The 22,543-nt window shown below is 73.8% G+C and carries 31 protein-coding genes; 19 read left to right on the forward strand and 12 right to left on the reverse strand.

Annotated features, from left to right (window positions below):
- The first annotated feature begins 289 nt into the window (after positions 1-289).
- The 4 genes from C2L59_RS45110 (at position 290) to C2L59_RS45125 (ending at position 5,457) form a co-directional block, all read left to right on the forward strand.
- A complete protein-coding gene (locus C2L59_RS45110) occupies positions 290-1,972 on the forward strand; it encodes a sulfatase (protein ID WP_103355737.1) in 1,683 nt (560 codons plus the stop codon).
- A gap of 118 nt (positions 1,973-2,090) precedes the next feature.
- Positions 2,091-3,332, forward strand: coding sequence for a diguanylate cyclase (locus C2L59_RS45115; RefSeq protein ID WP_103355738.1), 1,242 nt, complete (start codon positions 2,091-2,093; stop codon positions 3,330-3,332).
- A 346-nt stretch (positions 3,333-3,678) separates the two neighbouring features.
- Positions 3,679-4,806: a S1 family peptidase gene (locus C2L59_RS45120; RefSeq protein WP_103355739.1), complete on the forward strand. Its 1,128-nt coding sequence runs from the start codon at positions 3,679-3,681 to the stop codon at positions 4,804-4,806.
- A gap of 99 nt (positions 4,807-4,905) precedes the next feature.
- Complete coding sequence (locus tag C2L59_RS45125) at positions 4,906-5,457, forward strand: dihydrofolate reductase family protein (protein ID WP_103355740.1); 552 nt, start codon at positions 4,906-4,908, stop codon at positions 5,455-5,457.
- Between the two features lie 9 nt (positions 5,458-5,466).
- Here the strand turns inward: C2L59_RS45125 and C2L59_RS45130 are convergent, their stop codons facing one another.
- Complete coding sequence (locus C2L59_RS45130; protein ID WP_233224052.1) at positions 5,467-6,303, reverse strand: hypothetical protein; 837 nt, start codon at positions 6,301-6,303, stop codon at positions 5,467-5,469.
- A gap of 185 nt (positions 6,304-6,488) precedes the next feature.
- Here C2L59_RS45130 and C2L59_RS45135 point away from each other — a divergent pair, with 185 nt between their 5' ends.
- From C2L59_RS45135 to C2L59_RS50150, 6 genes are read left to right on the forward strand one after another with little or no spacing between them, the layout of a single operon-like run.
- The gene (locus tag C2L59_RS45135) at positions 6,489-7,070 is read left to right on the forward strand and encodes an RNA polymerase sigma factor (RefSeq protein ID WP_103355741.1); all 582 of its coding nucleotides are present in this window, start codon (positions 6,489-6,491) and stop codon (positions 7,068-7,070) included.
- On the forward strand, positions 7,067-7,759 hold the full coding sequence (locus C2L59_RS45140) for a Rieske (2Fe-2S) protein (protein ID WP_103355742.1): 693 nt from the start codon (positions 7,067-7,069) through the stop codon (positions 7,757-7,759). The genes C2L59_RS45135 and C2L59_RS45140 overlap by 4 nt, the downstream gene beginning before the upstream one ends.
- A 38-nt stretch (positions 7,760-7,797) precedes the next feature.
- On the forward strand, positions 7,798-8,064 hold the full coding sequence (locus C2L59_RS45145; RefSeq protein WP_103355743.1) for a hypothetical protein: 267 nt from the start codon (positions 7,798-7,800) through the stop codon (positions 8,062-8,064).
- A complete protein-coding gene (locus C2L59_RS49645; RefSeq protein ID WP_233224053.1) occupies positions 8,061-8,528 on the forward strand; it encodes a metallophosphoesterase in 468 nt (155 codons plus the stop codon). The genes C2L59_RS45145 and C2L59_RS49645 overlap by 4 nt, the downstream gene beginning before the upstream one ends.
- 21 nt (positions 8,529-8,549) lie before the next feature.
- Positions 8,550-8,999: a metallophosphoesterase gene (locus C2L59_RS49650; RefSeq protein WP_233224054.1), complete on the forward strand. Its 450-nt coding sequence runs from the start codon at positions 8,550-8,552 to the stop codon at positions 8,997-8,999.
- Complete coding sequence (locus C2L59_RS50150; protein ID WP_103355744.1) at positions 8,996-9,367, forward strand: hypothetical protein; 372 nt, start codon at positions 8,996-8,998, stop codon at positions 9,365-9,367. Before C2L59_RS49650 ends, C2L59_RS50150 begins: the two co-directional genes overlap by 4 nt.
- 9 nt (positions 9,368-9,376) lie before the next feature.
- Here the strand turns inward: C2L59_RS50150 and C2L59_RS45160 are convergent, their stop codons facing one another.
- From C2L59_RS45160 to C2L59_RS45170, 3 genes are all read right to left on the reverse strand, one after another.
- A complete protein-coding gene (locus C2L59_RS45160; RefSeq protein ID WP_103355745.1) occupies positions 9,377-10,159 on the reverse strand; it encodes a crotonase/enoyl-CoA hydratase family protein in 783 nt (260 codons plus the stop codon).
- Positions 10,160-10,550: 391 nt separating this feature from the next.
- Positions 10,551-11,003, reverse strand: a complete 453-nt coding sequence (locus C2L59_RS45165; RefSeq protein WP_103355746.1) for a winged helix-turn-helix domain-containing protein — start codon at positions 11,001-11,003, stop codon at positions 10,551-10,553.
- 84 nt (positions 11,004-11,087) lie between these two features.
- Entirely contained in the window at positions 11,088-11,627 is a 540-nt protein-coding gene (locus C2L59_RS45170; RefSeq protein WP_103355747.1) for a CGNR zinc finger domain-containing protein, read from the reverse strand.
- Positions 11,628-11,751: 124 nt separating this feature from the next.
- Here C2L59_RS45170 and C2L59_RS45175 point away from each other — a divergent pair, with 124 nt between their 5' ends.
- The 3 genes from C2L59_RS45175 to C2L59_RS47290 are packed head-to-tail and all read left to right on the forward strand — an operon-like array spanning position 11,752 to position 13,597.
- Entirely contained in the window at positions 11,752-12,387 is a 636-nt protein-coding gene (locus C2L59_RS45175) for an AzlC family ABC transporter permease (protein ID WP_233224055.1), read from the forward strand.
- A complete protein-coding gene (locus C2L59_RS45180; protein ID WP_103355875.1) occupies positions 12,384-12,704 on the forward strand; it encodes an AzlD domain-containing protein in 321 nt (106 codons plus the stop codon). Before C2L59_RS45175 ends, C2L59_RS45180 begins: the two co-directional genes overlap by 4 nt.
- Before the next feature lie 11 nt (positions 12,705-12,715).
- Complete coding sequence (locus tag C2L59_RS47290) at positions 12,716-13,597, forward strand: hypothetical protein (protein ID WP_146060529.1); 882 nt, start codon at positions 12,716-12,718, stop codon at positions 13,595-13,597.
- 241 nt (positions 13,598-13,838) lie between these two features.
- On the opposite strand, the gene C2L59_RS45185 is transcribed toward C2L59_RS47290, so the two are convergent.
- Positions 13,839-14,528 (reverse strand): NEW3 domain-containing protein, encoded by a 690-nt coding sequence (locus C2L59_RS45185; RefSeq protein ID WP_233224056.1) that lies wholly within the window; start codon positions 14,526-14,528, stop codon positions 13,839-13,841.
- A gap of 20 nt (positions 14,529-14,548) precedes the next feature.
- Complete coding sequence (locus C2L59_RS45190; RefSeq protein ID WP_103355749.1) at positions 14,549-15,211, reverse strand: TetR/AcrR family transcriptional regulator; 663 nt, start codon at positions 15,209-15,211, stop codon at positions 14,549-14,551.
- A 79-nt stretch (positions 15,212-15,290) separates the two neighbouring features.
- On the opposite strand from C2L59_RS45190, the gene C2L59_RS45195 reads away from it, so the two are divergent.
- A complete protein-coding gene (locus tag C2L59_RS45195) occupies positions 15,291-16,094 on the forward strand; it encodes an SDR family NAD(P)-dependent oxidoreductase (protein WP_103355750.1) in 804 nt (267 codons plus the stop codon).
- A gap of 3 nt (positions 16,095-16,097) precedes the next feature.
- On the opposite strand, the gene C2L59_RS45200 is transcribed toward C2L59_RS45195, so the two are convergent.
- From C2L59_RS45200 to C2L59_RS45215, 4 genes are all read right to left on the reverse strand, one after another.
- Positions 16,098-16,727 carry a Scr1 family TA system antitoxin-like transcriptional regulator gene (locus C2L59_RS45200; protein WP_103355751.1) on the reverse strand — a complete coding sequence of 210 codons (630 nt, stop codon included), beginning with the start codon at positions 16,725-16,727 and terminating at the stop codon, positions 16,098-16,100.
- A complete protein-coding gene (locus tag C2L59_RS45205; protein ID WP_103355752.1) occupies positions 16,724-16,954 on the reverse strand; it encodes a hypothetical protein in 231 nt (76 codons plus the stop codon). Before C2L59_RS45205 ends, C2L59_RS45200 begins: the two co-directional genes overlap by 4 nt.
- Positions 16,955-17,259: 305 nt before the next feature.
- Entirely contained in the window at positions 17,260-17,793 is a 534-nt protein-coding gene (locus tag C2L59_RS45210) for a helix-turn-helix transcriptional regulator (protein WP_103355753.1), read from the reverse strand.
- A complete protein-coding gene (locus tag C2L59_RS45215; protein ID WP_103355754.1) occupies positions 17,790-18,122 on the reverse strand; it encodes a hypothetical protein in 333 nt (110 codons plus the stop codon). The genes C2L59_RS45210 and C2L59_RS45215 overlap by 4 nt, the downstream gene beginning before the upstream one ends.
- A 168-nt stretch (positions 18,123-18,290) precedes the next feature.
- Between C2L59_RS45215 and C2L59_RS45220 the strand changes: the two genes are divergently transcribed.
- Both C2L59_RS45220 and C2L59_RS45225 read left to right on the forward strand, forming a co-directional pair.
- The gene (locus C2L59_RS45220) at positions 18,291-19,151 is read left to right on the forward strand and encodes a helix-turn-helix transcriptional regulator (protein WP_233224057.1); all 861 of its coding nucleotides are present in this window, start codon (positions 18,291-18,293) and stop codon (positions 19,149-19,151) included.
- Between the two features lie 21 nt (positions 19,152-19,172).
- Positions 19,173-19,364: a DUF397 domain-containing protein gene (locus C2L59_RS45225; protein WP_103355755.1), complete on the forward strand. Its 192-nt coding sequence runs from the start codon at positions 19,173-19,175 to the stop codon at positions 19,362-19,364.
- A gap of 48 nt (positions 19,365-19,412) precedes the next feature.
- Here the strand turns inward: C2L59_RS45225 and C2L59_RS45230 are convergent, their stop codons facing one another.
- Positions 19,413-19,835, reverse strand: coding sequence for a YkvA family protein (locus tag C2L59_RS45230; protein WP_103355756.1), 423 nt, complete (start codon positions 19,833-19,835; stop codon positions 19,413-19,415).
- A 358-nt stretch (positions 19,836-20,193) separates the two neighbouring features.
- Here C2L59_RS45230 and C2L59_RS45235 point away from each other — a divergent pair, with 358 nt between their 5' ends.
- Entirely contained in the window at positions 20,194-20,553 is a 360-nt protein-coding gene (locus C2L59_RS45235) for an STAS domain-containing protein (protein WP_233224059.1), read from the forward strand.
- Between the two features lie 24 nt (positions 20,554-20,577).
- Here the strand turns inward: C2L59_RS45235 and C2L59_RS45240 are convergent, their stop codons facing one another.
- A complete protein-coding gene (locus C2L59_RS45240; RefSeq protein ID WP_103355758.1) occupies positions 20,578-21,192 on the reverse strand; it encodes an SDR family oxidoreductase in 615 nt (204 codons plus the stop codon).
- Between C2L59_RS45240 and C2L59_RS45245 the strand changes: the two genes are divergently transcribed.
- Both C2L59_RS45245 and C2L59_RS45250 read left to right on the forward strand, forming a co-directional pair.
- Complete coding sequence (locus C2L59_RS45245; protein WP_103355759.1) at positions 21,135-21,704, forward strand: TetR family transcriptional regulator; 570 nt, start codon at positions 21,135-21,137, stop codon at positions 21,702-21,704. The genes C2L59_RS45240 and C2L59_RS45245 overlap by 58 nt on opposite strands.
- A 97-nt stretch (positions 21,705-21,801) precedes the next feature.
- Positions 21,802-22,527, forward strand: a complete 726-nt coding sequence (locus C2L59_RS45250) for a (Fe-S)-binding protein (protein ID WP_103355760.1) — start codon at positions 21,802-21,804, stop codon at positions 22,525-22,527.
- The last annotated feature ends 16 nt before the right edge of the window (positions 22,528-22,543 follow it).

The raw sequence follows: 22,543 nt of genomic DNA on the forward strand, positions 1-22,543 counted from the left end.
CCGCCTTACGCACGCCCCCGCCACTGGCCCCGGCAACGCGGAGGAACTGCTCGGGTTGGTTGCCGGTGTTGCCCCGGGCCGTGAAGGCGGCCGCGCCGAAGAACTGCCCGGCGTAGTCACCCGCGTCGCCCGGGGCAGTGAGCCCGGCCGTCCGGATCGTCCGTGAATGCACCACCAGCAGCGAGGCGCGTGAACCGCGCGGTGCCCCACGCCGTATACCGGGTGAGGATCGCCGGCCCTGCCGCACGGGCCGCGGTCGCCGCCGCGAACCGACTACGTGAGGCCCCGCATGCTCCGACGAACCGGCTCGACCGTTCCGGCCGTGACCCTGCCCGACTTCGGCCTGCCGCGGCTTGCCCGGCGGCACGCCGTCGCCGGGTGGGTGCTCACCGGGCTTGCCGCGCTGCTCGTGCTCTTCGCCCTGCTCGCGCCGGATGACCTCACCGGCCTGTCCGCCGCGGCGTTCGTGCGCGTGCCGGTCGAGGGGCTGCTCGTCGCCGCCGTGGTGCTCGTCCTGCCGCCGCGGCCGCGGCGGGTCGTCGCGGTGGCCGCCGGGCTGGTGCTCGGGCTGCTCGTCGTGCTGAAAGCCCTCGACACCGGGTTCTACGCCACCCTCGAGAAGCCGTTCGACCCGATCTACGACTGGAGCTTCTTCCACGCCGGCGTCGAGTTCCTCGCCGGGCAGATCGGGGACGCGGCGGCGCTGGCCGTGCTCGCCGGCGCCGGGCTGGTCGCGGTGGCCGTCGTGGTGCTCATGGTGCTCGCGATGCTGCGGCTGAGCCGGGTCGCCGCCGGGCGGCGGACCGGGGCGACCCGGGTCGTGGCCGTGCTCGGGGTGGTCTGGATCGTCTCCTCGGTCTTCGGCGTGGAAATCGCGCCGGGCCAGCCCCTCGCCGCGCAAAGCGCCGCGGCGCTGGCCTACGGCGACCTCCGTCAGGTGGGCGCCGACCTGCGGGATCAGCGGCCCTTCGGCGAGGTGGCCGCGGAAGACGCGTTCCGCGCCACCCCGGGCGGGCAGCTGCTGAACGGGCTGCGCGGCAAGAACGTCGTGCTGACCTTCGTCGAGAGCTACGGCCGGGTCGCGCTCGACGACCCCGGCTTCGCGCCCAAGATCGGCGCCACGCTCGACGCGGGCACCGCCGAGCTGCGTGCCGCCGGCATCGGCGCCAAAAGCGCGTTCCTCTCCTCCTCGACGTTCGGCGGCGGCAGCTGGCTCGCGCACTCCACCGTGCAGTCGGGGATGTGGATCACCAACCAGCAGCGCTACAACGACCTGCTCGCCGGCGACCGGCTGACGCTCGGCGGGGCGTTCCAGCGGGCGGGCTGGCGGACCGTCTGGGACGTGCCCGCGCACACCAAGGACTGGCCGGAAGGGCAGCGGTTCTACCACCCGGACGGCTACTACGACGCCCACCACGTCGGCTACCGGGGCCCGGGGTTCGCCTACGCCACCATGCCCGACCAGTTCACGCTCTCGGTGCTGCAGCGCACCGAGCTCGCGAAGGCGACGCCGCAGCGGCCGGTGATGGCCGAGGTCGACCTCGTTTCCAGCCACGCGCCGTGGTCGCCGCGGCCCTGGCTGGTCGACTGGAACCAGGTCGGCGACGGCTCGGTCTTCGCGCCGATGCCCGCGGCGGGCGAAGCGCCGGAGTCGGTCTGGAAGGACCCCGCGAAAATCCGGGACGCCTACCGGGACGCCACCGACTACTCCCTCAAAACGCTGATTTCGTTCGTGCAGCACTACGGCGGTGACGATCTCGTACTGGTGTTCCTCGGCGACCACCAGCCGCCGGTGGTCACCCCGCAGGGCGCGGTGCACGACGTGCCGATCACCATTGTGGCCAAGGATCCGCGGGTGCTGGACCGGATTTCCGGCTGGGGCTGGCAGGACGGCCTGCACCCCGGCGCGCAGGCGCCGGTCTGGAAGATGGACTCCTTCCGCGACCGGTTCCTCACCGCGTTCGCCCACTGACCGTCCACTTCGGACACCCTCGCCGCCGGGGCCCGGGGCTTCCGCCGGCCGCCCGGTGCGCCTATCGTGGGAGGGCCGGGCGGGGGAGCCCGGCCGATCCACGGACACGGGAGGGTAAGTGGATCAGCAGGGGGAGTTCACCGCCGTGCACCCGTCCGGAGGCACCCGGCTGCGCACCGCGCCGCCCGGCGTCCTGCCGTACTACCTGGTGCTGGAGGCCGCCGCCGTCGCGCTGCCGTTCCTCGTCCCGTCGACGGCGCCGACGGCCCGGGAATGGCTGTCCTTCGCGATCCTGCTGGGGTCGGCCGTCGCCCAGGCGGAGCTGTCGGCCCAGGCCGAGCGGATGCAGCGGTTCCTGGCCCGCAACCCGCACGTCAGCCTGAGCTCGGTCTGGATCTTCGCCGCGGCATTGGTGATGCCGCCCGGGCTCGCCGCCGTGCTGACCGTGCTGATCTACGTGCACGCGTGGCTGCGGACGGCCGACGTGCCCGGGGTGCGGCCGTACCGGGTGACCTGCTCGGTGGCCACCTGCGTGGTGACCGCCTTCGCCGCCTGGGCCGTCGCCGACGTCTTCGGCACCGGTGCGGGCGCGCCGGGGGTGGCGGAGACGGTCGCCGCCGGGCTGACGTTCTTCCTGGTCAACACGCTGCTGGTGATGATCGGGTTCAAGCTGCACGAGCCGTCCCGGCCCTGGCTGTCGCTCGCGGGGTCGGTGCCGGAGAACGTGCTCGACGCGGCCACGCTGTGCTTCGGGGGCGTCGCCGCGGTGCTGCTCACCGCGCAGCCGTGGCTGGTGGCGCTGCTGGTGCTGCCGCTCGTGCTGCTGCGCCGCGGCGAACTCGGGCGGCAGCTGGCCCTGCGGGCGCGCGACCACACGACCGGGCTGCTCACCATCGCGGAGTGGCGGGCGCGGGCGGAGGCCGAGCTGGAGCGGGCGCGGCGCACCGGCGGCGCGTGCGGGATCCTGATGATCGACCTGGACCACTTCAAGCGCGTCAACGACACCCACGGCCACCTCGCGGGCGACGACGTGCTGCGCGCGGTCGCCCGGGCCGTCCGCGGCGAGGTGCGGATCTACGACGCGGTCGGCCGGTTCGGCGGCGAGGAGTTCGTGGTGCTGCTGCCCGGCATCGGGCCGGGCCATGCGGCGGCGGTCGCCGAGCGGATCCGCGACGCGGTGGCGGGCCTGGTCGTCGAAACGGCCCACGGCCCCGGCCGCATCGACGGGCTGTCGGTGTCGATCGGGGTGGCGGTGCACCCGGCGGCCGGCCACGGTGTGGACCAGGTGCTCGGGGCCGCGGACAAGGCCGTGTACGAGGCGAAGAACACCGGGCGGAACCGGGTCTGCGTGCGCCGGTGAAGCACGCGCCATCCGGCCGGGGTGGCCGGATGCGCGCCCGCGGCGGTGGGACGGACGGGCACGCCGGTTGCCCGGCAGACTCCCGTTCGGCGCACGGCCGCCGGGCCCGTGTTGTACTTGGTTCAGACCTTTGGCGGCGCGCCGCGCGCGGGCCGGCGCCCGGCTGGTCCTCTTTCGTGTGCGCGCGGCAAACCCTTGTGCGCCAACGCCTTCTCGTGATCACTCTACATCGGACAGTCGGTCCGGACTTCCGGACAGAAGACCGGACAAACCTGGACCAGCCGGGATTCCGCCCGCACACTCGGCGGACGGTGTGTTTCTTTCCCCCGGCCTTGGAGGAGTTCCCATGCGTCGAAGAATCGCCCTGGCCCTCGGCGGCGCCGCCGTCCTCACGGCGTCCCTCGCCTCCGCTTCCCTGAGCCCCGCCGCCGCGCAGGCGTCACCCGGGCTGATCGCCGCCATGCAGCGGGACTTCGGGCTGACCGCCGCGCAGGCGTCGACCCGGCTGACCCAGGAAATGAGCGCCACGAGGGTGCTGCCGGCCGCGCAGCGCGCCGCCGGGGCCGCCTTCGGCGGGGCGTGGTTCGATCCCGCGCTCGGCAAGCTCGTCGTCGGCGTGACCGACCCGGCCGCGGCCGGGGCCGTCCGGCAGGCCGGCGCCGAGCCGGCCACCGCCCGGATCAGCGCGGCGAAGCTCGACGCCACCAAAGCCGCGATCGACGCCGCCGCCAAGGCGGTCCCCGCGCCGGCGGCGGTCAGCGGCTGGCGCACCGACCCGCGGGCCGGCAGCGTCGTGGTCACCGTGGCGCCGGGCGCGCACGGCGCCGACGTCGACGCTTTCCTGGCCCGGGCGGCGAAAGCCGGCCCGGTCACGGTGGCGACCGCACCGGCCGCCGAGCCCTTCTCGGCCGGCACCGTCGGCGGCGATCCGTACTACATCAACGGGAACGTCCGCTGCTCGATCGGGTTCTCCGTGCAGGGCGGGTTCGTCAGCGCCGGGCACTGCGGCGGGGCCGGCAGCTCGGTCGCCGGCTGGGACGGCTCGTGGATGGGCACCTTCGCCGGCTCTTCCTTCCCCGGCAACGACTATTCGTTCATCCGCATCGGCGGCGGCTGGTGGACCGCGCCGGTCGTGCTCGGCTGGGGCACGGTGAGCGACGCGCTCGTCCGCGGCTCCTGGGTCGCGCCGGTCGGCACGTCGGTGTGCCGCTCGGGCTCGACCACGCACTGGCACTGCGGCACCGTGCTGGGGCAGAACGAGACGGTCAACTACGCCCAGGGCGCGGTCTACCAGATGACCCGGACGAACGTCTGCGCCGAGCCCGGCGACTCCGGCGGCTCGTTCATCACCGGTGACCAGGCCCAGGGCGTCACCTCCGGCGGGTGGGGCAACTGCAGCTCCGGCGGGGAGACCTGGTTCCAGCCGGTGAACGAAATCCTGCAGACCTACGGCCTCTCGCTCGTCACGGCGTGAGGCGGACCGGCGGCGGTGCGATGAATCCGGCGGCCGCCGCCGGTAGGTACCGGTGTCCACCGCGCCGCCCGGCGCGGTGCGGGAACACCGGGAGCGGACATGAGCGTGATCGTGGTCGAATTCATCACCCTGGACGGCGTCGTCGACGACCCCGACGGGTCCGCCGGCACGGCCACCGGCGGCTGGGCGTTCCGGCACGGGCGGGAGGCGGTCTCCGGGGACAAGTTCGGGCTCGGGCCCCTGCTGGAGACCGGGACCCTGCTGTTCGGCCGGGCCACCTGGGAGCTGTTCGCGAAGCTGTGGCCGGGCCGGTCGGGCGAGTTCGCCGACCGGCTCAACGCGATGCCGAAGCTGGTGGCCTCGCGCACCCTCACCGACGTCGGCGCCTGGCAGAACTCGGCGTTGCTGCACGGCGACCTCGTCGAGGCGGTGTCCCGCGAGGAGCGCGACGTCATCGTCATCGGCTCGATCGGGATCGCGCAGACCCTCGGCCGGCACGACCTGGTCGACGAGTACCGCCTGCTGGTGTTCCCCAGCGCGGTCGGCGAAGGCCGGCGGCTCTTCGACGGCGCGGCCGCCGACCTGCAGCTCGTGTCGAGCACGCCGGTCGGCGCCGGGGTGCTGGGCACCTACCGGCGCAGCCGCGCGTGACGGCCGGCGTCACGACCGCAGGACGAACGCGGCGACGTCGTGGCCGAGCTGCCGCCCGGCTTCGGTGACCGGCCGCCAGATCCGGTTGTGGTACTTGGCGTCGTAGAAGGCGATCACGGCGTCGGCGAAGCTCAGGTTGAGCCGCGCGAACACCCGGGCCGCGACGAGCAGGCCGCTGCCCGACCCACCGACGACGGCCTGGGCGATCTCGTTCCAGTAGTGCCAGATCGGCGCGGCCCAGAACCGCGCCTGCACGGTCTCGTCGGCGGTGCGGGTGGTGCTGGTGTCGCGCCCCGCCGCGGCCACCTCGTCCAGGGCGTTCGCGTACCGGGCGCTGCTCAGCGCGGGGTACGGGCCGGGCCGGAACTGCCCGGCCCGGCCGAGCACGAACGGCGTCACGGCGGCCCAGTGGGTGAACGCGGCAGGGGCGAACGCGGGCGGCGTCGGCCGGTACTGCCCGGGGGCGGTGCCCGGCGGCAGCGCCGGGGGAGCGGCGGCCGAGCCGTCGCCCGCCCGCAGGCCCAGCAGCAGCCGGGCGACCAGCCGCCCGGCCCGGACACCGGCGTCCCGCGCGGCGGCCGGCGTCACCCCGGCGAGCTGGCTCGCCGGCAGGCTCGCCGGCTCGTCGGCCCGGGTGGGGTAGAGCGTGGCCAGCACCTCGTGGGCGGCCTGGGCCGCGGCCGCCGCGGCCGCCTCGGGCGCCGCGCGCCCGGGCACGTCGACGGTGAACAGGGAGGGCCGCCCGGTGCCGGTGGTCGCGACGACGGCGTCGTGGATCGCCGCGTGCAGCAGGGCGAAGCTGCGGGTGGGGTGCACGGTCGCCGGCTGCAGCCCGGCCGTGCGCACGATGGCCAGCAGCTTCCGGTTCCAGGCGTACTGCGCCGATCGTCACGAATCCGACCACAGCCACGGCCGCATGGCTTCGGAGGAACAGGCACGTCTCGGGGGCGGGCGGCCTGCTTTCGGCCGGATTCGTAACCCGGGCGCGTATCCCTCGGAGGCGGGAAAAGTCGGTGGGGAGAAGGCGGGCGGTGCCGGTGGCACAGCGGTTCCGGCGCAGGCGCGCCGAACAGGACGAAGCGGGCGCGGCACCGCGCCCGCGGCTGCACGCGGTCGGGGCGGACGTCTACCCGGACTGGGGGGCGGTCTACCGCGACAACGTCGCCCGCGTGTACCGGCTGATGTTCTCGAAGGTCGGCAACCGGCCGGACGCCGAGGACCTCACCACCGAGGTCTTCCTGACCGCGTTGCGGCCGTTGCGCGTCTCGGCGAGCGTGGGCGAGGTGCGCGCGTACCTGCTGGCCACCGCGCGGACCGTGCTGGCCGGGCACTGGCGACGCACGCTCGGCCGGGAGATCACCACCCTGGACGAAGAGCGTGACGTCGCCGCTTTCGAAGCGGAGACGGTGGATCCCGGCATCCTGGTCCGCGCCGAAGCGATCCTCGCGCTCCTGCCGGAGCGGTACGGGCGGATCCTGCGGCTGCGGTTCCTGCAGGCCTGTTCGCTGAAGGAAGCGGCAGAGCAGCTGGGCACCACCGTGGGCAACGCGAAGGTGCTGCAGCACCGGGCGCTGCGGCAGGCGGCCCAGCTGGCGGAAGGGATGGAGACGTGAGCACTCGAGGCGTCCGCCGGTTCGTGAAGGACCTTTTGCGGCGGCGACGGCCGCGCCCGTTCGCGGCCGGTCCGGGCGACGAGGCCGAGCTGCGGACCGCGGTGCTGCTGCGCGCGGCCCGGCCCGGGGGTGCGGCGGCGAGCGAGGAGTTCGTCGCCGGGCTGCACCGCCGGCTGGCCGAGGAACTCGGCGAACCCGCGCCCGCACCGGGCGGCAACCGCCGCCGGTTCATCCAGGTGTCCTCGGCCGCCGCGGTGGCGGCCGCCGCGGGCGCCGGCGTCGAATACCTGGTGACGTCGGAGGCCGAACCGGCCGCGACGCCGCCGGCACCGCCTCCGGAGGAGACGACGCTGCGGCCGGGGAACGGCGAGTGGCGGGCCGTCGTCGCGGCGCACGACCTGCCCGAGGGCGGGGCGCGGCCGTTCGACTTCGGGGCGGTGGCCGGGTTCGTGCACCGGTCCGGCGGGCAGGTGCAGGCGGTCTCGGCGACCTGCACGCACCTCGGGTGCCGGCTGAGCCTGGACGCGCCGGCGCGGCGGCTGAACTGCCCGTGCCACCGGACGTCGTTCGCCGCCGACGGCGTGGTGCTGACGCACCAGCTGCCGGTGACGCCGCCGCCGTTGCCGCACCTGGTGGTGCGCGAAGCCGGGGGAGTGGTCGAAGTGCTGGTTCCGCCCGCCGGGGCGTAACCCCCGCGCGTATTCCAGTCGTGAGGATTTCCGTTGCGGTGAAACACTTCCTGCTCGTGGGTGCGGCGGCGCTGGCGCTCACGGCCTGTACCGCGCAACCGCCGCCCGCGGCGCCGCCGTCGTCGTCGATGCCCGGCATGTCGAGCATGGCGCCGCCGTCGTCGTCCGTGGCCGAGAACGCCACCTCGAACGCCCACCCTCCAAACCGGACAGTCCTGTTCGTACACGTTCACCACCCCGGTACGTTCGGATACCTGTGCACCATCCACCCGTTCATGACCGCCACCGTGACGGTGACGCCGTGACCGAAGAGGACCACAGCCTTGAAGGGATGACCCGGCGCCGGCTGCTGCGCCACACCGCGTGGTTCGGCGCCGCGGTGGTCCTGACGGCCGCCGGCGGCGAGGTGATCAGCCGGATCGCCACCCCGGGCGAGGCCGTCGCCGCCGACGACCCGAACGCGCTGCGGTTCGTCCAGACCAGCGACAGCCACCTCGGGTTCAAGGGCCCGGCGAACACCGCCGTCGAGCAGTCGTTCTCCCGGGCGCTGACGCAGATCAACGGGCTCGGTCACCGGCCGGACTTCGTGCTGCACACCGGCGACCTGACCCACCTGTCCACGCCGGCCCAGTTCGACCAGGTCAAGCAGATGCTGGGCACGCTGGACACCGGGCACGTCTCCACCGTGCCCGGCGAACACGACCCGGTCGACGACGCCGGGCAGAAGTACCGGCAGGCGTTCGGGGCCGGCACCGCGGGCGACGGCTGATACAGCTTCGACGTCAAGGGCGTGCACTTCATCGCGCTGGTCAACACCCTCAGCCTGGAAAAGCTCGGCCACCTGCGGCCGGATCAGCTGGAGTTCGTCCGCAAGGACGTCGCCAAGCTCGGCTCGGACACCCCGATCGTGGTGTTCAGCCACATCCCGCTGTTCACGATGTACCCGGCGTGGGGCTGGGGCACCGACGACGCCACCCAGGCGCTGTCGTACCTGCGCCGGTTCTCGTCGGTGACCTGCCTCAACGGGCACATGCACCAGCTGTTCACGAAGACCGAAGGGAACATCACCTTCCGCAGCGCGACGACGACGGCCTACCCGCCGCCGCAGCCGGGCACCCGGCCGGCGCCGACCCCGGTGACGCTGCCCGCCGGCCGGCTCGCCGACGCGCTGGGCATCCGCGAGGTGACCTACCGGCCCGGGCAGCCGGGCCTGGCGGTGAAGGATGTGAAGCCGGCATGAACCTCGTCCTCCGGATCGCGACGGCGGTCTGCCTCGCGCTCAGCGGCTTCCTCCACGCGCAGCTGTACGTCGGCGGGTACCGGGTGATCCCGGTGATCGGGCCGGCGTTCCTGCTGCAGGCGGCCGGGTCGATGGTGGTGGCGCTCCTGCTGCCGGCGGGCGGCCCGCTCCTGCTGCGGCCGGCGGCCGCGGGTCTCGCGGCGGGTGCGCTGGCGGGCTTCGCGTTGTCGCGGACGAGCGGGTTGTTCGGATTCGCCGAGCGGGGTTTCCAGCCCGCGCCCCAGGCGTTGCTCAGCGTCCTGGCCGAGGTGGCCGTCCTGGTCCTGGTGGCGTTCGCGTGGTACCGGGTGCGGCAGGCGCGCCGCTGAACTCCGGCGTCACGCGGGGTCTTCGAACCGCCCGTGCCGGCCCGCGCCGGCGGCGAACCGGGCCGCACCGGAAACGCCCTCGCGCTCGACGATCGGCACGCCGGCCGCGCCCTCGGCGCGCAACGCCTCGGTCAGCGGGAGGTCGAGCCCCGCGTAGGTCGACGCCCGGTCGGCGAGGACGCACTCGAAGGGGAACGCGGCGATCCGCGCGGCGAGCTCCAGGGCGGCGGGGACGGCCTGGCCGGGCTCGACCACGCGGTTGGCCAGGCCGATCGCCAGGGCCTCCTCGGCGTCGACCGGCCGGCCGGTGAGGATCAGGTCCAGGGCCCGGCCCAGGCCGACCACCCGGGGCAGCCGGGCCGTGCCGCCATCGATCAGCGGCACGCCCCACCGGCGGCAGAACACCCCGAACACCGCGTCCCGCTCGGCCACCCGCAGGTCGGCGAGCAGGGCCAGCTCCAGCCCGCCCGCGACGGCGTGGCCGCTGACGGCCGCGATCAGCGGTTTGCTCAGGTTCAGCCGGGTCGGCCCCATCGGGCCGGCCCCGCTGCCGTCGCGGGTCAGCTCGTTGCGGCGGTCCGGGTCGCCGGCCGCGGTCAGGTCCGCCCCGGCGCAGAACGTGCCGCCGGCCCCGGCGAGCACGGCCACCCGCTGGCTCGGGTCGGCCTCGAACGCCAGGAAGGCGTCCCGCAGCTCGCCGGCCATCCGCCCGTCGACCGCGTTGCGCCGGTCCGGGCGGTCCAGCCAGATCACCGTGGTGGTCCCGGCCGTCTCGACACGCACGTCGTCCATCGGTCCTCCGCGATCAGGTGGGTCCAGCCGGGTCAGCATCCCCGACCCTAACGACCCGACCCTCCCGGTACGCGAGCCGACCGTCCCGGCCCGCGAGATACCCCTCCCATCACGCGAGTCCCGGCCCGGATCACGCGAGTTCCGGCCCGGATCACGCGAGTTCCGGCCCGGATCACGCGAGTTCCGGCCCGGATCACGCGAGTCCCGCGTACCGGACGGGACTGGCGAACTCGCGTACCCAGACGGACGACTCGCGTACCTGGAGGGTCGGTTCGCGTGGTCCGGCGCGCATCCGTGTGTCTGGAGGGGCATCACTCGTGATCCGGGGGCGTCTCGCGTGATTGGCGGGGCGACACGCCTGCGGCCGGCGTCCACTGTGGACGGTCGCCGGTCAGGCCAGGACCACCGGCGCCGAGCTTTCGAAGCGGTAGCCGACGCCGCGGACCGTCGTGATCGGGTCCAGGTGCGGGGCGAGCTTGGCCCGCAGCTTCCGGACGTGGACGTCGACCGTCCGGTCGTTGCCGTCCTGGCGGGGCCAGAGCGCGTTCTTCAGGCTGGTGCGGGTGAAGACGCGGTCCGGGTGCCGGCGCAGGAAGTGCAGCAGGTCGAATTCCAGCCGCGTCAGGCGGAGCGGGCGGCCGAGCAGGAGCACGCGCCGGGACCCGGGTTCGATGCGCAGCACCGGGTCCGGCACCAGCCTCAGGTGCGGGGCGGCGCGGACGACGTCGACGCTCGCCAGCCCGTCGAGCGCCGTGGCGAGGCGGGCGGCGATGAGCGCGGCGTCCCCGGTGCGGCTGGTGAGGTCGATCCGGATGCTCACCTGGACTGCCTCGGCGGTCGTCATGCCCGCGATTCTGCGGGGTGGGCCGCCCGGGTGCGTAATGCTCCCGGCGGGCGGAACGACTTGACGCTGCGCCGGCCGCCCGGGTCACCCCGTGGTGGCCGCCCGGCGGGCGCGGTAGGCGCGCATCTTGTGCCGGGCGCCGCACACGGACGTCTCGCACCAGCGGCTCACCACGTTGGGGGAGCGGTCGTAGAACGCCCACCGGCAGTCTTCCGCGGCGCACGTCTTCAGCCGGCGCAGCGATCCGTCGAGGCCGGCCGTGAGCACCGCGGTGAGCACCCGGGTGATGGCCGCGTCCAGTGCGGTGGTGTCGTCGCCGGTGAACTCCACGAGCGGGCCCGCCTGCAGGAGCGGGCGGGTGCCGGTCCGCGCCAGCTCGCCGTTGAGGGTGCTCACCCCGCCCGCGGCGCCGCCCAGCAGCTGCCGCAGCGCCTCCCGGAACCGGCGGACGCGGGTGAGGTCGGCCTGGGTCGGCCGGGCCGGGCACGGCAGGCCTTCGGCGGCGGCCCACGCCACCAAGCCCGCCGGGGTGGTCAGGTCGTCCCGGTCCTCCAGCAGTTCGCTGGTGTTGACCAGGCTCTGGACCACCGCGAGCGGAGGCGGGGCGGCCGGACGCGGAGTCATGCGCCTACGTTACCAACAGCATCCTCTGCTGGTTGCTACGCGGTTTGGCGGCGGAAATCCCGGGTAAGTCTTCGTTACCAGCAAATCGTACTGTTGGTAACGTCGACGCCGGGAGGTGGTCATCGTGGTCGTGCGTCCGGTGCTGCCGGTGGCCGCCGCCGACCTGGCGGACGGCATGGCGTTCGGCGCGCTCGCCGCGTCGGCCGGGATGGGCGTGCTGGCCCCGGTGGCGATGTCGCTGCTGGTGTTCTCGGGCAGCGCCCAGTACGGCGCCGTGGCCGTCATCGCGCAGCACGGCTCGGTCTGGGCCGTGGTCGTCGCGGCGGCCGCGCTCAACGCGCGTTACCTGCTGATGGGCACCACGATCGCCCCCGCACTGACCGGCTCCTTCTGGTCGCGCGCGGGGACGGCCATGCTGATCACCGACGGCTCCTGGGCCCTCGCCCACCGCGGAGACGGACGGTACGACCTGCGAACCCTGCGCCTGGCGGGCGCCCTGTGCCTGTGCGGCTGGACCGCGGGAACGGCGTCGGGCGCGGCCCTCGGCGACGTCATCGGCGACCCGGGAAGGCTCGGTCTCGACGCGGCTTATCCGGTGTTCTTCCTCGGCCTGCTGCGGTCGCACCTGAAGAACGCGCGCGCGTGGGGTTTGGCGGCCCTCGGCGCCGTCACCGCGGCGGCGCTGGTGTTCTGGGCCCCGCCGGGGATCCCGGTGCTGGTGGCGGGCGCCGCGGGCGCTGCGTGGGGGGCCCGGCGATGACGTACCAATGGACGATCGTGCTGGCCCTGGGCGTCACCGCGCTCACGTTGCGGGTGGTGGTACCCCTGGCCGCGGGCGGCCGGGAGCTGCCGGCTTGGCTGCGCAGGGCGCTGACGTGCGCGACCCCGGCGCTCATCGCAGGGTTGGTGATCACGCTGTTGTGGCCGGCTTCGGGTGACGTGGGATCGGCGCGGACGGTCACCGCGCTGGCGGGGGTGGGTGCCGGGGTGCTTCTGCTGGCCTGCAAGCGGTCGATCCTGACGGCGATGGTGGGTGCCGCGATCGTGACGGCTGTGCTGCGGCTGTTTTTCACCTGAAGCTCCGGAAGATGTTGAGCATCTGCGGGGAACCGCGCGGTCTCGTCCGGGTAGCGCCGGTTGACGGCGCTGAGGCCGAACGCGGTCAGCCACGCGGCGGACCCGGTCAGCAGGGGAACGTCGGCGGCCGGCGGGAGGACGTGGAAGCGCCACTGCAGCAGGGCGCCGGCCAGCGGGGCGACGCTGATGGCCGCCGTCGTGGCCAGGCGTTTCGCCGTGGCGATGAGGTAGCGCTCACGGGTGGTTTCGTCCGGCAGCACCAGCGCGGCGCACAGGATTTCGACCGACTGCCCGGCGTGCCGGCAGCGACGCTTGAGCTGGGTGGCGGCGAGCGGGCTGCGGGTGGACATCGTGCGCCACAGCCCGTGCTGAAGGATGCGGGCGACTTGGTGCGTGTGGGTGACGAGCTGGTGCCTGGTGTCCGGCTGCAGGAACCCCTTCCGGTCCTGCGCGAGTTCGATGCAGCGGAACAGGGTGTTCACCGCCTGCGCGGTCGGGTGACGCCGGATCCGGCGCCGGCCGCTCGTCCACGCGACGATCGGCGCCAGCAGGAGGAACCCGGTCAAGAAGAACGAGAACAGGAGGACGGCCAGCGTCCCCGCGAAGACGCCGAGGTTTTCGGGGACGTGCCCGACGATCGCGTGGACCGGCCCCGTGCGCTCGAGTTCGCCGTACACGATCAACCCCGCGGACGACTCCACCGCGACGACGATGAGGATCATGACGAGCACCCCGGCCTTCGGGAAGCGTTGCGACACCCACGCGAGCAGCAGCAGCGGTGGCGACGCGAGGAGGTAGAACACGAGCGCAACGCGCGGTACCGCACCACATCCAGCTCGACCGCCATGCCCAGCTCGGCGACGACCCCGAGGACGACGTCCTGCCGGTCGTAACCCTCCTGCACGGCGGGCCGGAATTCCACCGCCCGGCCCGGCGGGTCCTGGCTCAGCCACCACTCCCGTACCCGCCGGCGTGCCGCTTTCCGCCATGATCGGGCCAGCAGGCGGACGCGGTGCCACCGGGTGCGTTCATCCTCGGCCACGGTCGTGAGTCGTATCCCGCACCCGCATTGCTACGGCCCGGGCCCGCGGTTGTCGCAGCCGGCCGCAACCAGCGGCGACACCCGCAAGAACCTCAGCAGCTGAGGTACGGCGACAACCAGTCACCCCGATCCCCGGCCGACCCGTCGCTCGCATCGTCCACCGCGAGCAATCCGTTGCTGTACGGCGGGTTCGGCGCCGGCAGCAACGGCGACTCCGCCGACACGGCCAGCGTCCGGGCGCCGGCATTCGTCGTGTACGTGACCGTTGCCGGCATCTCGAACGGCTGCGTCGCCGTCGAAATCGGGTGCAGCGTCACCGCCGTCTCCCCCGTGGTGCCCGGGTTGACGGTCGGGGCCGATGCTTCGGTGGCGCTGTCGAACTGCCACTCCGGCGGCGCCGTCAGCTGCAGGTGGGCGCCGGTGATCGGGGTCGAACCGGCGTTGGTGAAGCGGACCGTCGCCGTCAGCGGCCGGGACGGGGGGACCGGGTCGGGCAGCTCCACCGTCAGGGACGTCCGCGGTGCGGCCGTGACGCTCGCCGGCCACCCGCGCAGGACCGTCGCGGCGTGCCGGCCCACCGTTGCGCCCAGGGCGCCGGTCGTCTCGGTTTCCTCGCCCGTCCACAGGTCGCGGACGCGGTAGCCGGGGGCCGGCGTCCGCCACCGACGTCGTGATCGGGGCGGCCAGGTCGCCGCGGTTGAACAGGACCAGCACGGCCGAGCCGTCGGATCGGCCTGGCGGTCGGCCGGGTTCAGGTAGCTGAAGGTGAATGTGCCCGGCATGTTCCGGCCGCCGGGACAGGTCAAGGCGGGCAGATTTCCCCTGCCGCAGCCCCCGCGCGGGCCAGGCCGGCTTCGGCGAAAGCGAGCACTTCGTCGACGAGGTGGGAAAGATCGCTCGTCGCCGACTGGGCCTTGGCCTGGCCTTCGCGTGTCACGTAGATCTCGCGCAGGCCCGTGACCACGGTGACGGCGGCGAGGCGGGGGAGCAGTGCGTCCGCGGGCAGGCCCATGTCCTCGCCGATCCCGGCGGCCACCAGGAGTTCGAGGTCGCGGTAACCGGCGCGGGCGCGGCCGCGGAGGTCGTCGTCGGCCATCAGCAGCCGCGCGCGGAGGGCGCGGCGCTGCCAGATGTGCGCGGGGTCCGCGCCCGATTCGCGGTCGCGTTCGTCGAGTTCGCGCATGGTCTCGTGCATCCAGTCGCGGACCACGTCGAAGGTGCTCCGCGGCTTTCGCTCGCGCAGCCGCGCTCCGAGGGAGTCCGGGGTGAACGGGTCGTCGGCGAACAGCAGGTCGTCCTTGGCCGGGAAGTGCAGCGTGACCGTCCGGGTCGCGACGTCGGCCCGCGCGGCGATCTGCGCGATCGTCGTTTCCCGGTAGCCCTGGCTCGCGAAGAGGTCCAGCGCCGCTTCCTGGACGCGGGAGCGGGTCTGGGCCTTCTTGCGCTCACGGCGGCCGTCACTCATGCCCGACACTCTAGCATCCGACGCATTAATGCAGTCCATGCTACTGTTAGCTCAGAAGGTAGAGAGAAAGGGTTGTGCAGTGACGAAGAACTGGCTGATCACCGGGACCTCGAAGGGCTTCGGCCGGGAGTGGACGGAAGCGGCCCTCGCCCGCGGTGACCGCGTCGCGGCCACCGCGCGGGACGTCGGCAGCCTGCGTCCGCTCGCCGAGGAGTACGGCGACGCGGTGCTGCCGCTGCCGCTGGACGTCACCGACCGCGCCGCCGCCGTCGAAGCGGTGGAGCGGGCGGCGGCCGCGTTCGGGTCGCTGGACGTGCTGGTCAACAACGCCGGCTACGGGCACTTCGGGATGGTCGAGGAACTCACCGAGGCCGAGGTCCGCGCGGAGCTCGAGACGAACTTCTTCGGCACGCTCTGGCTGACCCAGGCGGCCCTGCCGATCATGCGCCGGCAGGGCCGCGGCCGGATCATCCAGGTCACCAGCGAAGGCGGCGTCCGCGCGTTCCCCGGCATCGGCGCCTACCACGCGTCGAAGTGGGCCGTGGAAGGGCTTTCCCAGTCCCTGCGGCAGGAGGTCGCGGCGTTCGGGATCGACGTGATCTGCCTGGAACCCGGCCCGTACCGCACGGACTTCGGCGGCGGCAGCGTCCGGCAGAGCGCACCGGACCCGGCCTACGACGCGGTGCGCGACGCCACCCGGATCGAGTGGGACCTCGGCGATCCCCGGGCGACCCGGGCGCCGATGCTGGAGCTCGCGGACACCGACGACCCGCCGCAGCGGATCTTCTTCGGCAAGTCGTTCGCCGCGGTCGAAGCCGAATACCAGGACCGGCTGGCCGGCTGGCGCAAGTGGGAACCGGTCGCCCTGGCCGCGTTCGGCTGACCGCTACGGCGCCGGCCGCAGGGCTTTCCGTTGCAGCCGCCCGAAAGTGGCCCGGTAACGCTCGACCGTGCGCGGGTCGCCGAGGTGGATCCGGGTGTGTTCGTGCCGGAAGACCACCGTGCACGTGCCGGACGCCAGTTCGAAGATCCGGAAGCCGTGGCTCGTGCCGGTGCCGTCCGGGACGACCTGGACCGTGACGTGGTCCGGCCGCGGGCGGTCGCCGGCCGTCCGCCAGGCCGCTTCGCTCACCAGGAGGGTGTGCCGGCAGCCCGGCAGGACCTCCGGGACGTCCTGCGGGGCCCACTCCCACCCGCGGATCGCGTGCCGCTCGTACAGCTGCTGCAGGCTGTCCGCGTCCGGGCCGAGGTCCTCGATGTACCCCGGCTGCTCGCTCTGGCGGTGCAGGTGCATCAGCTGCCGGTAGTCGGCCGGTTTCGCCTGCAGGTGACCGAGGATGAACGCGGCCGCCTCGGGCGGCGGGCGGCGGGTGCCCAGTTCCCAGGCCGACAGGTCGGCGGCGGCCAGGCCCAGCTTGCGGGCCAGGACGCGCAGGCCCAGGCCCCGCGCGGTGCGCAGGTCGCGGAGCCCGTGGCCGAGCAGGATCGACGCCGGGCGCCAAGGGGGTTTCGTCATGCGGTTTCCCGGTTCGTGGTGAAGAGGGGGCGGGGTGCTGCGACGATTCCGGCGTCGACGTCGTCCGCGTGCGAGCGGAGCAGGTCGGCCAGGTCTTCGGCGTGGTCGGCGAACGCGCGTTGCTCGTCCGGGCTCGCCGTGGCGTCGGCGAGCCGGGTGGTGAGCACGACGAGCCGGGTCTGGGTGGCCCGGAGGAGGTCGACGAGGTCGTGCGTGGCGCGGGGCATGGCACCTCCGGGTGGGACGGGACTGTCCGGAACGGACAGCCGGCGTAGGCCGCGAAGAACTCGGCACAGGAGCACGAACTCCGGGTGCTCGGCGAGCCGCAGGTCGGTTTCCGACGGCCACGCCGGACGGGTCCGGGCGGGCGCGGACGTGACCGAGGGGAGTGACCCGCGTCGGTGACAACCGGCCGCGAGCGGGCACCCGTTCGCTACCGTGGCCGGGCCGGGTCCAGCAGCGCCCGGCACCGGCGGCTTCCTCCCCGCGCGTGGTTTCCCTCCAGTCTCCACACCGGCGGGGAGGGAGCCGCTCACCGCGGCAGCCCGCGGACATGGGCGAACGATTCGTCGTAACACCGCCGGATCACCTCCCCGGGATCGAGGCCGAGTGCGTGGCCGACGATGGCGAACGCGACGAGCGGGATGGCCCGGCTGCCGCGTTCCCAGTGCCCGAGGATCGCCGGGCTGTAGCCGACGCCGCCGGCGGACACGACCTGGGCCCGCGACCAGCCGCGCAGGGTCCGCGCGGCGAGCAGTTCCGCGCCGAGGGCGGCCCGGAACTGCCGGGTCGACATGGCGACCACGGTGCCGCGCGGGGCGTGCAGGGTGGTGGCCCGGGCCGGGTGCGTCCGTCCCGGCGGGAGGGTGCCGGTCTCCTGGAAACCCCGGACCCAGCGCCGGATCGTCGTCGGGGAGACGTTCGCGCGGGCGGCCGCGTCGGCCTGGGACCGGCCGTCGTACCAGGTGCGGACGGCGGTGGCGCGGACGCGCCGGCCGCGGTCGGCGTCCCGGGCGGCGGTGGCCAGGGCGCGGCGCTGGCGGTCCGAGAGCGTGGGGCGGGTCATGGCGTTTCCTCGCCGGGCCAGCCCAGGACGGTGAACAGGACCTCGTCGGGGGCGCCGGCGATCGGGCCGCGCAGCGGGGTGGCGCCGTGGCGGCCCCAGTCGCCGGGGGCGAAGCGGGCGCCGATGGCGTGCATCGGGTCCAGGGCGGCTTCGATGACCACGACGTCATCGTGGGTGGCGGTGGTGTGCCGGCCGAGGAGTTCGGCAGGGGCGGGCGAGCCGGGCGGGCGGGCCCGCCACGTCCAGCCCCGTTCGCCGGCGACGGCGATGGCGCCGCTCGCCCGTTCCCACGCCGCGGGCACCTGGCCCCACGCATCCGGGGTGTTCATCCGGTCCCTCCCGAGGTGGCTCGTCCGCGATCGGAAGCCAGCGTCAAGCAAAATTGCACGCCATGCAAGCCGGGAGAGCTGTAAATTTACAGAGTCAGTCGATCGGGTGACGGCGCAAGTTGTCGCGGCTGACGTAGGCTCGGCGGCGATTCGAGGGAGAGGAGCACCGTGCCCGACGAGGCGAAGGCGAAGACTTCCGGCGTCCGCATGCGGCGGATCGCCCGCACCATCCTGGCGTGGCGGCTGGAGAGCGGTCAGGACCAGGTCGAGGTCGCGAAGGCGGTCGGCTGGTCGAACGCGAAGCAGTCGCGCATCGAGACGGCCAAGCTGCCGATCACACCGGCCGACGTGATGACGCTGGCCCTGCACTTCGCCCGGCCGCCGGACGAGCGGGACGCCCTGTTCCGCGACGCCCAGACCGCGCACAGCGCACGCTGGCTGGAGCAGATCTCGGCCGACGCGTTCGCCGCGGACGTGCGCGAGTACGTGGCCCTCGAGTCCGAGGCCACCGAGGCGCGGATCTTCAAGGTGGATGTCGTACCCGGGCTGCTGCAGACCGCCGACTACGCCAGGGTCATCGACACGACGGTCGCATCGGATGGCGGGCTGTCGGAGGAGCGGGTCCAAGCCCGCATCCGGCGGCAGGCCCGGCTGACGGACGATTTACCGCTGGCCGTGCGGTGCGTGCTGACCGAGGCAGTGCTGCGGATCCAGGTGGGTGGCCGTGAAACCTGGCTCGGGCAGCTGCGCCGGATCGCCGAGCTCATGGAGCTGCCGAACATCGACATCAGGTTCCTGACGAGCGAGCGCGGCGCGTACTACGCGATGGGCTATCCCTTCAGCATCTTGAGCTTCGACGACAACGAGCCGGAGATCGGCTACATCGAACTGCTGCGAACCGGGGTGTACCTGGAGCAGGAAGCCGAAGTCCGCCCGTACGTCGACGCATTCGGCAGGCTGTGGGAGTCGGCGGAGGACGCTGACCGGTCCCGAGCCCTGCTCCTGGGGATAATCGGAGCCGCCGGATGACCAAAAGACTGGAGACCCGACGTGGACGACACGCGGCTGCCGGAGGCAGTGTGGCGGAAGAGTAGTTACAGCGGCGGAGGCGGCAACGAGTGCGTCGAGGTGGCCATCCTCGACCGTGGCGCGGCGGTCCGCGACTCGAAGGATCCGCGGGGCGGGTTCTTCGCCGTGCCGGACGCGAGCTGGTCGGCGTTCCTGGCCGCCGTCGCGAAGTAGCCGAAAGCGGGCGGGTGCCGGGGCTGGCCGGCGCTCGCCCGCCGACGTTCACGCCGGGGTGGCGCCGATCCCGGTCAGGCGGGCCAGGGCCGCGAACCCGTCGTCGGTGCCGGGCCAGTGGGCGCGGACGGCGTCGAGCCCGGCGCGGCGGACGACGCCGCGCAGGACGGCGGTGACGATGATGGCGTCGTCGGCGTAGCCGAGGACGGGGATGAAGTCCGGCACCAGGTCGATGGGCAGCGCGAGGTAGGCCAGCAGCAGCCCGAGCCGGACGCGGACGCCGCGGGGGAGCGTCCTGTCGGCGGCCAGGCGCCGGATGAGGCGCAGGACGTCGGGCAGCAGCCGCAGCGCTTCCCGCAGGAGCCCGCCGCGCGGCCGGACGACGACCAGCGCGACGACGAGCACCAGCCACGCCGGCAGCAGGGCGGCGCCGACGCCGATGAGCAGGTCCCCCCAGAACGAGCCGGTCACGGGCGCCGCACCGCCGCGGAGCTCCGGCGTGCCGCCCAGCCGGCGGCGTCCGGTTCGGGAGTCATCCCCCGATCGTCCACGAAGGGCACCGGATCGTGTCGCCCGGCCCGGTGCCCGGGGGTTGAACGGCGCGGCGAGTGGGCAGTAGCTCAACTGCCGGGGCCCGCCCGGCATCGGCGTCGCGGCTTCCCGCCGGGGCGCTGCGGTTGAGACCACCAGCCGCCGACCGGATCCGAGCTGCCCGCGGGGCAGCCGGCCGCACGGGAGGCGCGGTGGACCCCGGCCTCCCGTCCCGACGAGGAGGCCCTTGATGCTTGCGACGCCCGGCGAGGTAACCGAAGTACCCCACGTTCTCCCGGTGCGGACGCGCGTCACCGTCACCGCCGGCCCCGGGCACACCGCCGTCACCGTGACCGGGGACCTCGACCTGGCGGTCACCGCGTCGCTGCACGAACAGCTGGAAGCCGAACTGCGCGGGACACCGGCCGCGCTCGTCCTCGACCTGACCGGCGTCACCTTCTGTTCCGCCGGGGCGCTGGCCGTGCTGCTCGACGTCGTCACCACCGCCCACGCGCGCGGCATCCCGTGCGCGATCGTCGCCACCGACCGCGCGGTGCTGCGGCCGGTCCGGGTGCTGCAGCTCGACCGCGTCCTGCCGCTGCACCGCGACCGCGCCGAGGCCGAGGACTGGCTTTCCCTGGTGCGCCGGCTGCGCTGACGCCGGCTGCCCGGTCCGCGCGGCTCAGCGGGTGAGGAAGCCGCCGTCGACGAAGAGGTCGTGCCCGTTCATCCCGCCGTTGCCGAGCAGGAAGTCGGTCGCGTCGGCGATCTCCGCCATCGTGACCAGGCGCCCGATCGGGGTGCGGCCGGCCTGCGGGCCGAGGTCGGCGTCGCGCCAGCGGGGGCTGTCGCCGACCAGGCCCGGATGCAGGGCGTTGACCCGGTGCGGCGCGAGCTCGACGGCCAGGGTCTTCACCAGGCCGGTGATCGCGCTGGTGAAGGTGGTGATCACGGTCGAACCCGGGTACGGCCGTTCCTTGGCCAAGCCGCCGGAGAGGACGACCGAGGCCGCCGGGGTGAAGCGCCCGCTCAGCACTCTGACGGCTTCGGTGTAGCCGACCAGCTTGGTGGTCACCGCCGTGACGGCGGCGGCGACGTCGAAGTCCCGCAGGGTGTTCGGGTGCTGGTGGCTGGCGGTGATCACCAGGTGGTCGAGCGGCGGCACGTCCGCGGCCGCGGCGGCGATGGTCTCCGGCCGGGACAGGTCCAGGCCGAGGCCGGTGGCCCCGATCTCCCGCCATGACCCGACGACCCCATCGCCGTGACCCGGAAGGCCATCGCCAGGCCGTCCTGGCAGCCGCCCGCGCGAGCTTCGGTGAGCGCGGCTTCGCCCGGGCGACGGTGCGGGACATCGCTTCGCGCGCCGGCGTCACCCACGGCCTGGTCCTGCGGCAGTTCAGGTCGAAGGAGCAGCTGTTCCTGGCCGCCGTGCCGGGCCACCGGGAGCTCGACGCGGTGATCGCGGGGGATCCGGCCACGCTGCCCGAGCGCGTGGCGCGCGCGTACGTCGAGCGGATGGAGGCCGACGCGGCCGTCGACCCGCTCGTGGTGCTGTTGCGCAGCATCGCGTCGGACCGGCAGGCGGCCGCCAAGCTGTACGCCGCGATGGAGGCGAGCAGCATCCGGGCCTACGGGGAGGTCCTGGAGGGAGAGGACGTCGCGGCCCGGGTGGCGTTGCTGGGGGCGCAGCTGATCGGGGTGACGGTCAACCGGTACATCGCGCGGACCGGGCCGCTCGCGGAGATGGCCGCACCCGCCCTGGCCGGGCACCTGGCCCGCGTGCTGCGCGGGATCCTCTTCAGCACTTGAAACGTAACAATCTGTCGTTGACGAGTTTGTCGACGGCATAGTACGGTCACCGGACCGGAGTTTTGAAACCTTTTAATCGGAGAACGGGGGTGCGCGCGTGAAGGTCGCCGTGCTCGTCACCTGCATCAACGACGCGCTGTTCCCCGACACCGGCAAGGCCGTGTTCCGGCTGCTGCGCCGGCTCGGTGTGGACGCCGAGTTCCCGGTGGCGCAGACCTGCTGCGGCCAGCCCATGGTCAACACCGGCTACCTCGACGAGGCCGTGCCGGTGGTCCGCGCGTTCACCGACGCCTTCGCCGGGTACGACCACGTCGTGACGCCGTCGGGTTCGTGCGCGGGTTCGGCCCGGCACCAGCACGCCCTCGTCGCGCGGCGCGCGGGCGAGCCGCGGCTGGCCGAAACCGGGACGAAGGTCCACGAGCTCAGCGAATTCCTCGTCGACGTGCTCGGCGTGACCGACGTCGGCGCCGCCTTCCCGCACCGCGTCACCTACCACCCGACCTGCCATTCGCTGCGCATGCTCGGCGTCGGGGACAAGCCGCTGCGGCTGCTGCGGGCGGTCCGCGGGATCGACCTCGTCGAGCTGCCCGCCGCCGGCGAATGCTGCGGCTTCGGCGGCACCTTCGCCGTGAAGAACGCCGAGACGTCCACCGCCATGGGCGCCGACAAGGCCCGGCACGTCCGCGAAACCGGGGCGGAAGTGCTCGTCGCGGGCGACAACTCCTGCCTGCTGCACGTCGGCGGCCTGCTGTCGCGGCAGCGGTCCGGCGTGCGCGTACTGCACCTGGCCGACGTGCTGGCCTCGACCGAGGAGGACGCGTGAGCGCCACGTTCGTCGG

The organism is Amycolatopsis sp. CA-128772 (assembly GCF_002904295.1).
Lineage (GTDB): Bacteria > Actinomycetota > Actinomycetes > Mycobacteriales > Pseudonocardiaceae > Amycolatopsis.

Coding starts and splice junctions, on each gene's coding strand:
- C2L59_RS45110 (WP_103355737.1), top strand. CDS start 290: ATGCTCCGACGAACCGGCTCGACCGTTCCGGCCGTGACCCTGCCCGAC.
- C2L59_RS45120 (WP_103355739.1), top strand. CDS start 3,679: ATGCGTCGAAGAATCGCCCTGGCCCTCGGCGGCGCCGCCGTCCTCACG.
- C2L59_RS45125 (WP_103355740.1), top strand. CDS start 4,906: ATGAGCGTGATCGTGGTCGAATTCATCACCCTGGACGGCGTCGTCGAC.
- C2L59_RS50150 (WP_103355744.1), top strand. CDS start 8,996: ATGAACCTCGTCCTCCGGATCGCGACGGCGGTCTGCCTCGCGCTCAGC.
- C2L59_RS45160 (WP_103355745.1), bottom strand. CDS start 10,159: ATGGACGACGTGCGTGTCGAGACGGCCGGGACCACCACGGTGATCTGG.
- C2L59_RS45165 (WP_103355746.1), bottom strand. CDS start 11,003: ATGACGACCGCCGAGGCAGTCCAGGTGAGCATCCGGATCGACCTCACC.
- C2L59_RS45170 (WP_103355747.1), bottom strand. CDS start 11,627: ATGACTCCGCGTCCGGCCGCCCCGCCTCCGCTCGCGGTGGTCCAGAGC.
- C2L59_RS45180 (WP_103355875.1), top strand. CDS start 12,384: ATGACGTACCAATGGACGATCGTGCTGGCCCTGGGCGTCACCGCGCTC.
- C2L59_RS47290 (WP_146060529.1), top strand. CDS start 12,716: ATGTTGAGCATCTGCGGGGAACCGCGCGGTCTCGTCCGGGTAGCGCCG.
- C2L59_RS45185 (WP_233224056.1), bottom strand. CDS start 14,528: ATGCCGGGCACATTCACCTTCAGCTACCTGAACCCGGCCGACCGCCAG.
- C2L59_RS45190 (WP_103355749.1), bottom strand. CDS start 15,211: ATGAGTGACGGCCGCCGTGAGCGCAAGAAGGCCCAGACCCGCTCCCGC.
- C2L59_RS45200 (WP_103355751.1), bottom strand. CDS start 16,727: ATGACGAAACCCCCTTGGCGCCCGGCGTCGATCCTGCTCGGCCACGGG.
- C2L59_RS45205 (WP_103355752.1), bottom strand. CDS start 16,954: ATGCCCCGCGCCACGCACGACCTCGTCGACCTCCTCCGGGCCACCCAG.
- C2L59_RS45210 (WP_103355753.1), bottom strand. CDS start 17,793: ATGACCCGCCCCACGCTCTCGGACCGCCAGCGCCGCGCCCTGGCCACC.
- C2L59_RS45215 (WP_103355754.1), bottom strand. CDS start 18,122: ATGAACACCCCGGATGCGTGGGGCCAGGTGCCCGCGGCGTGGGAACGG.
- C2L59_RS45245 (WP_103355759.1), top strand. CDS start 21,135: ATGACCCGACGACCCCATCGCCGTGACCCGGAAGGCCATCGCCAGGCC.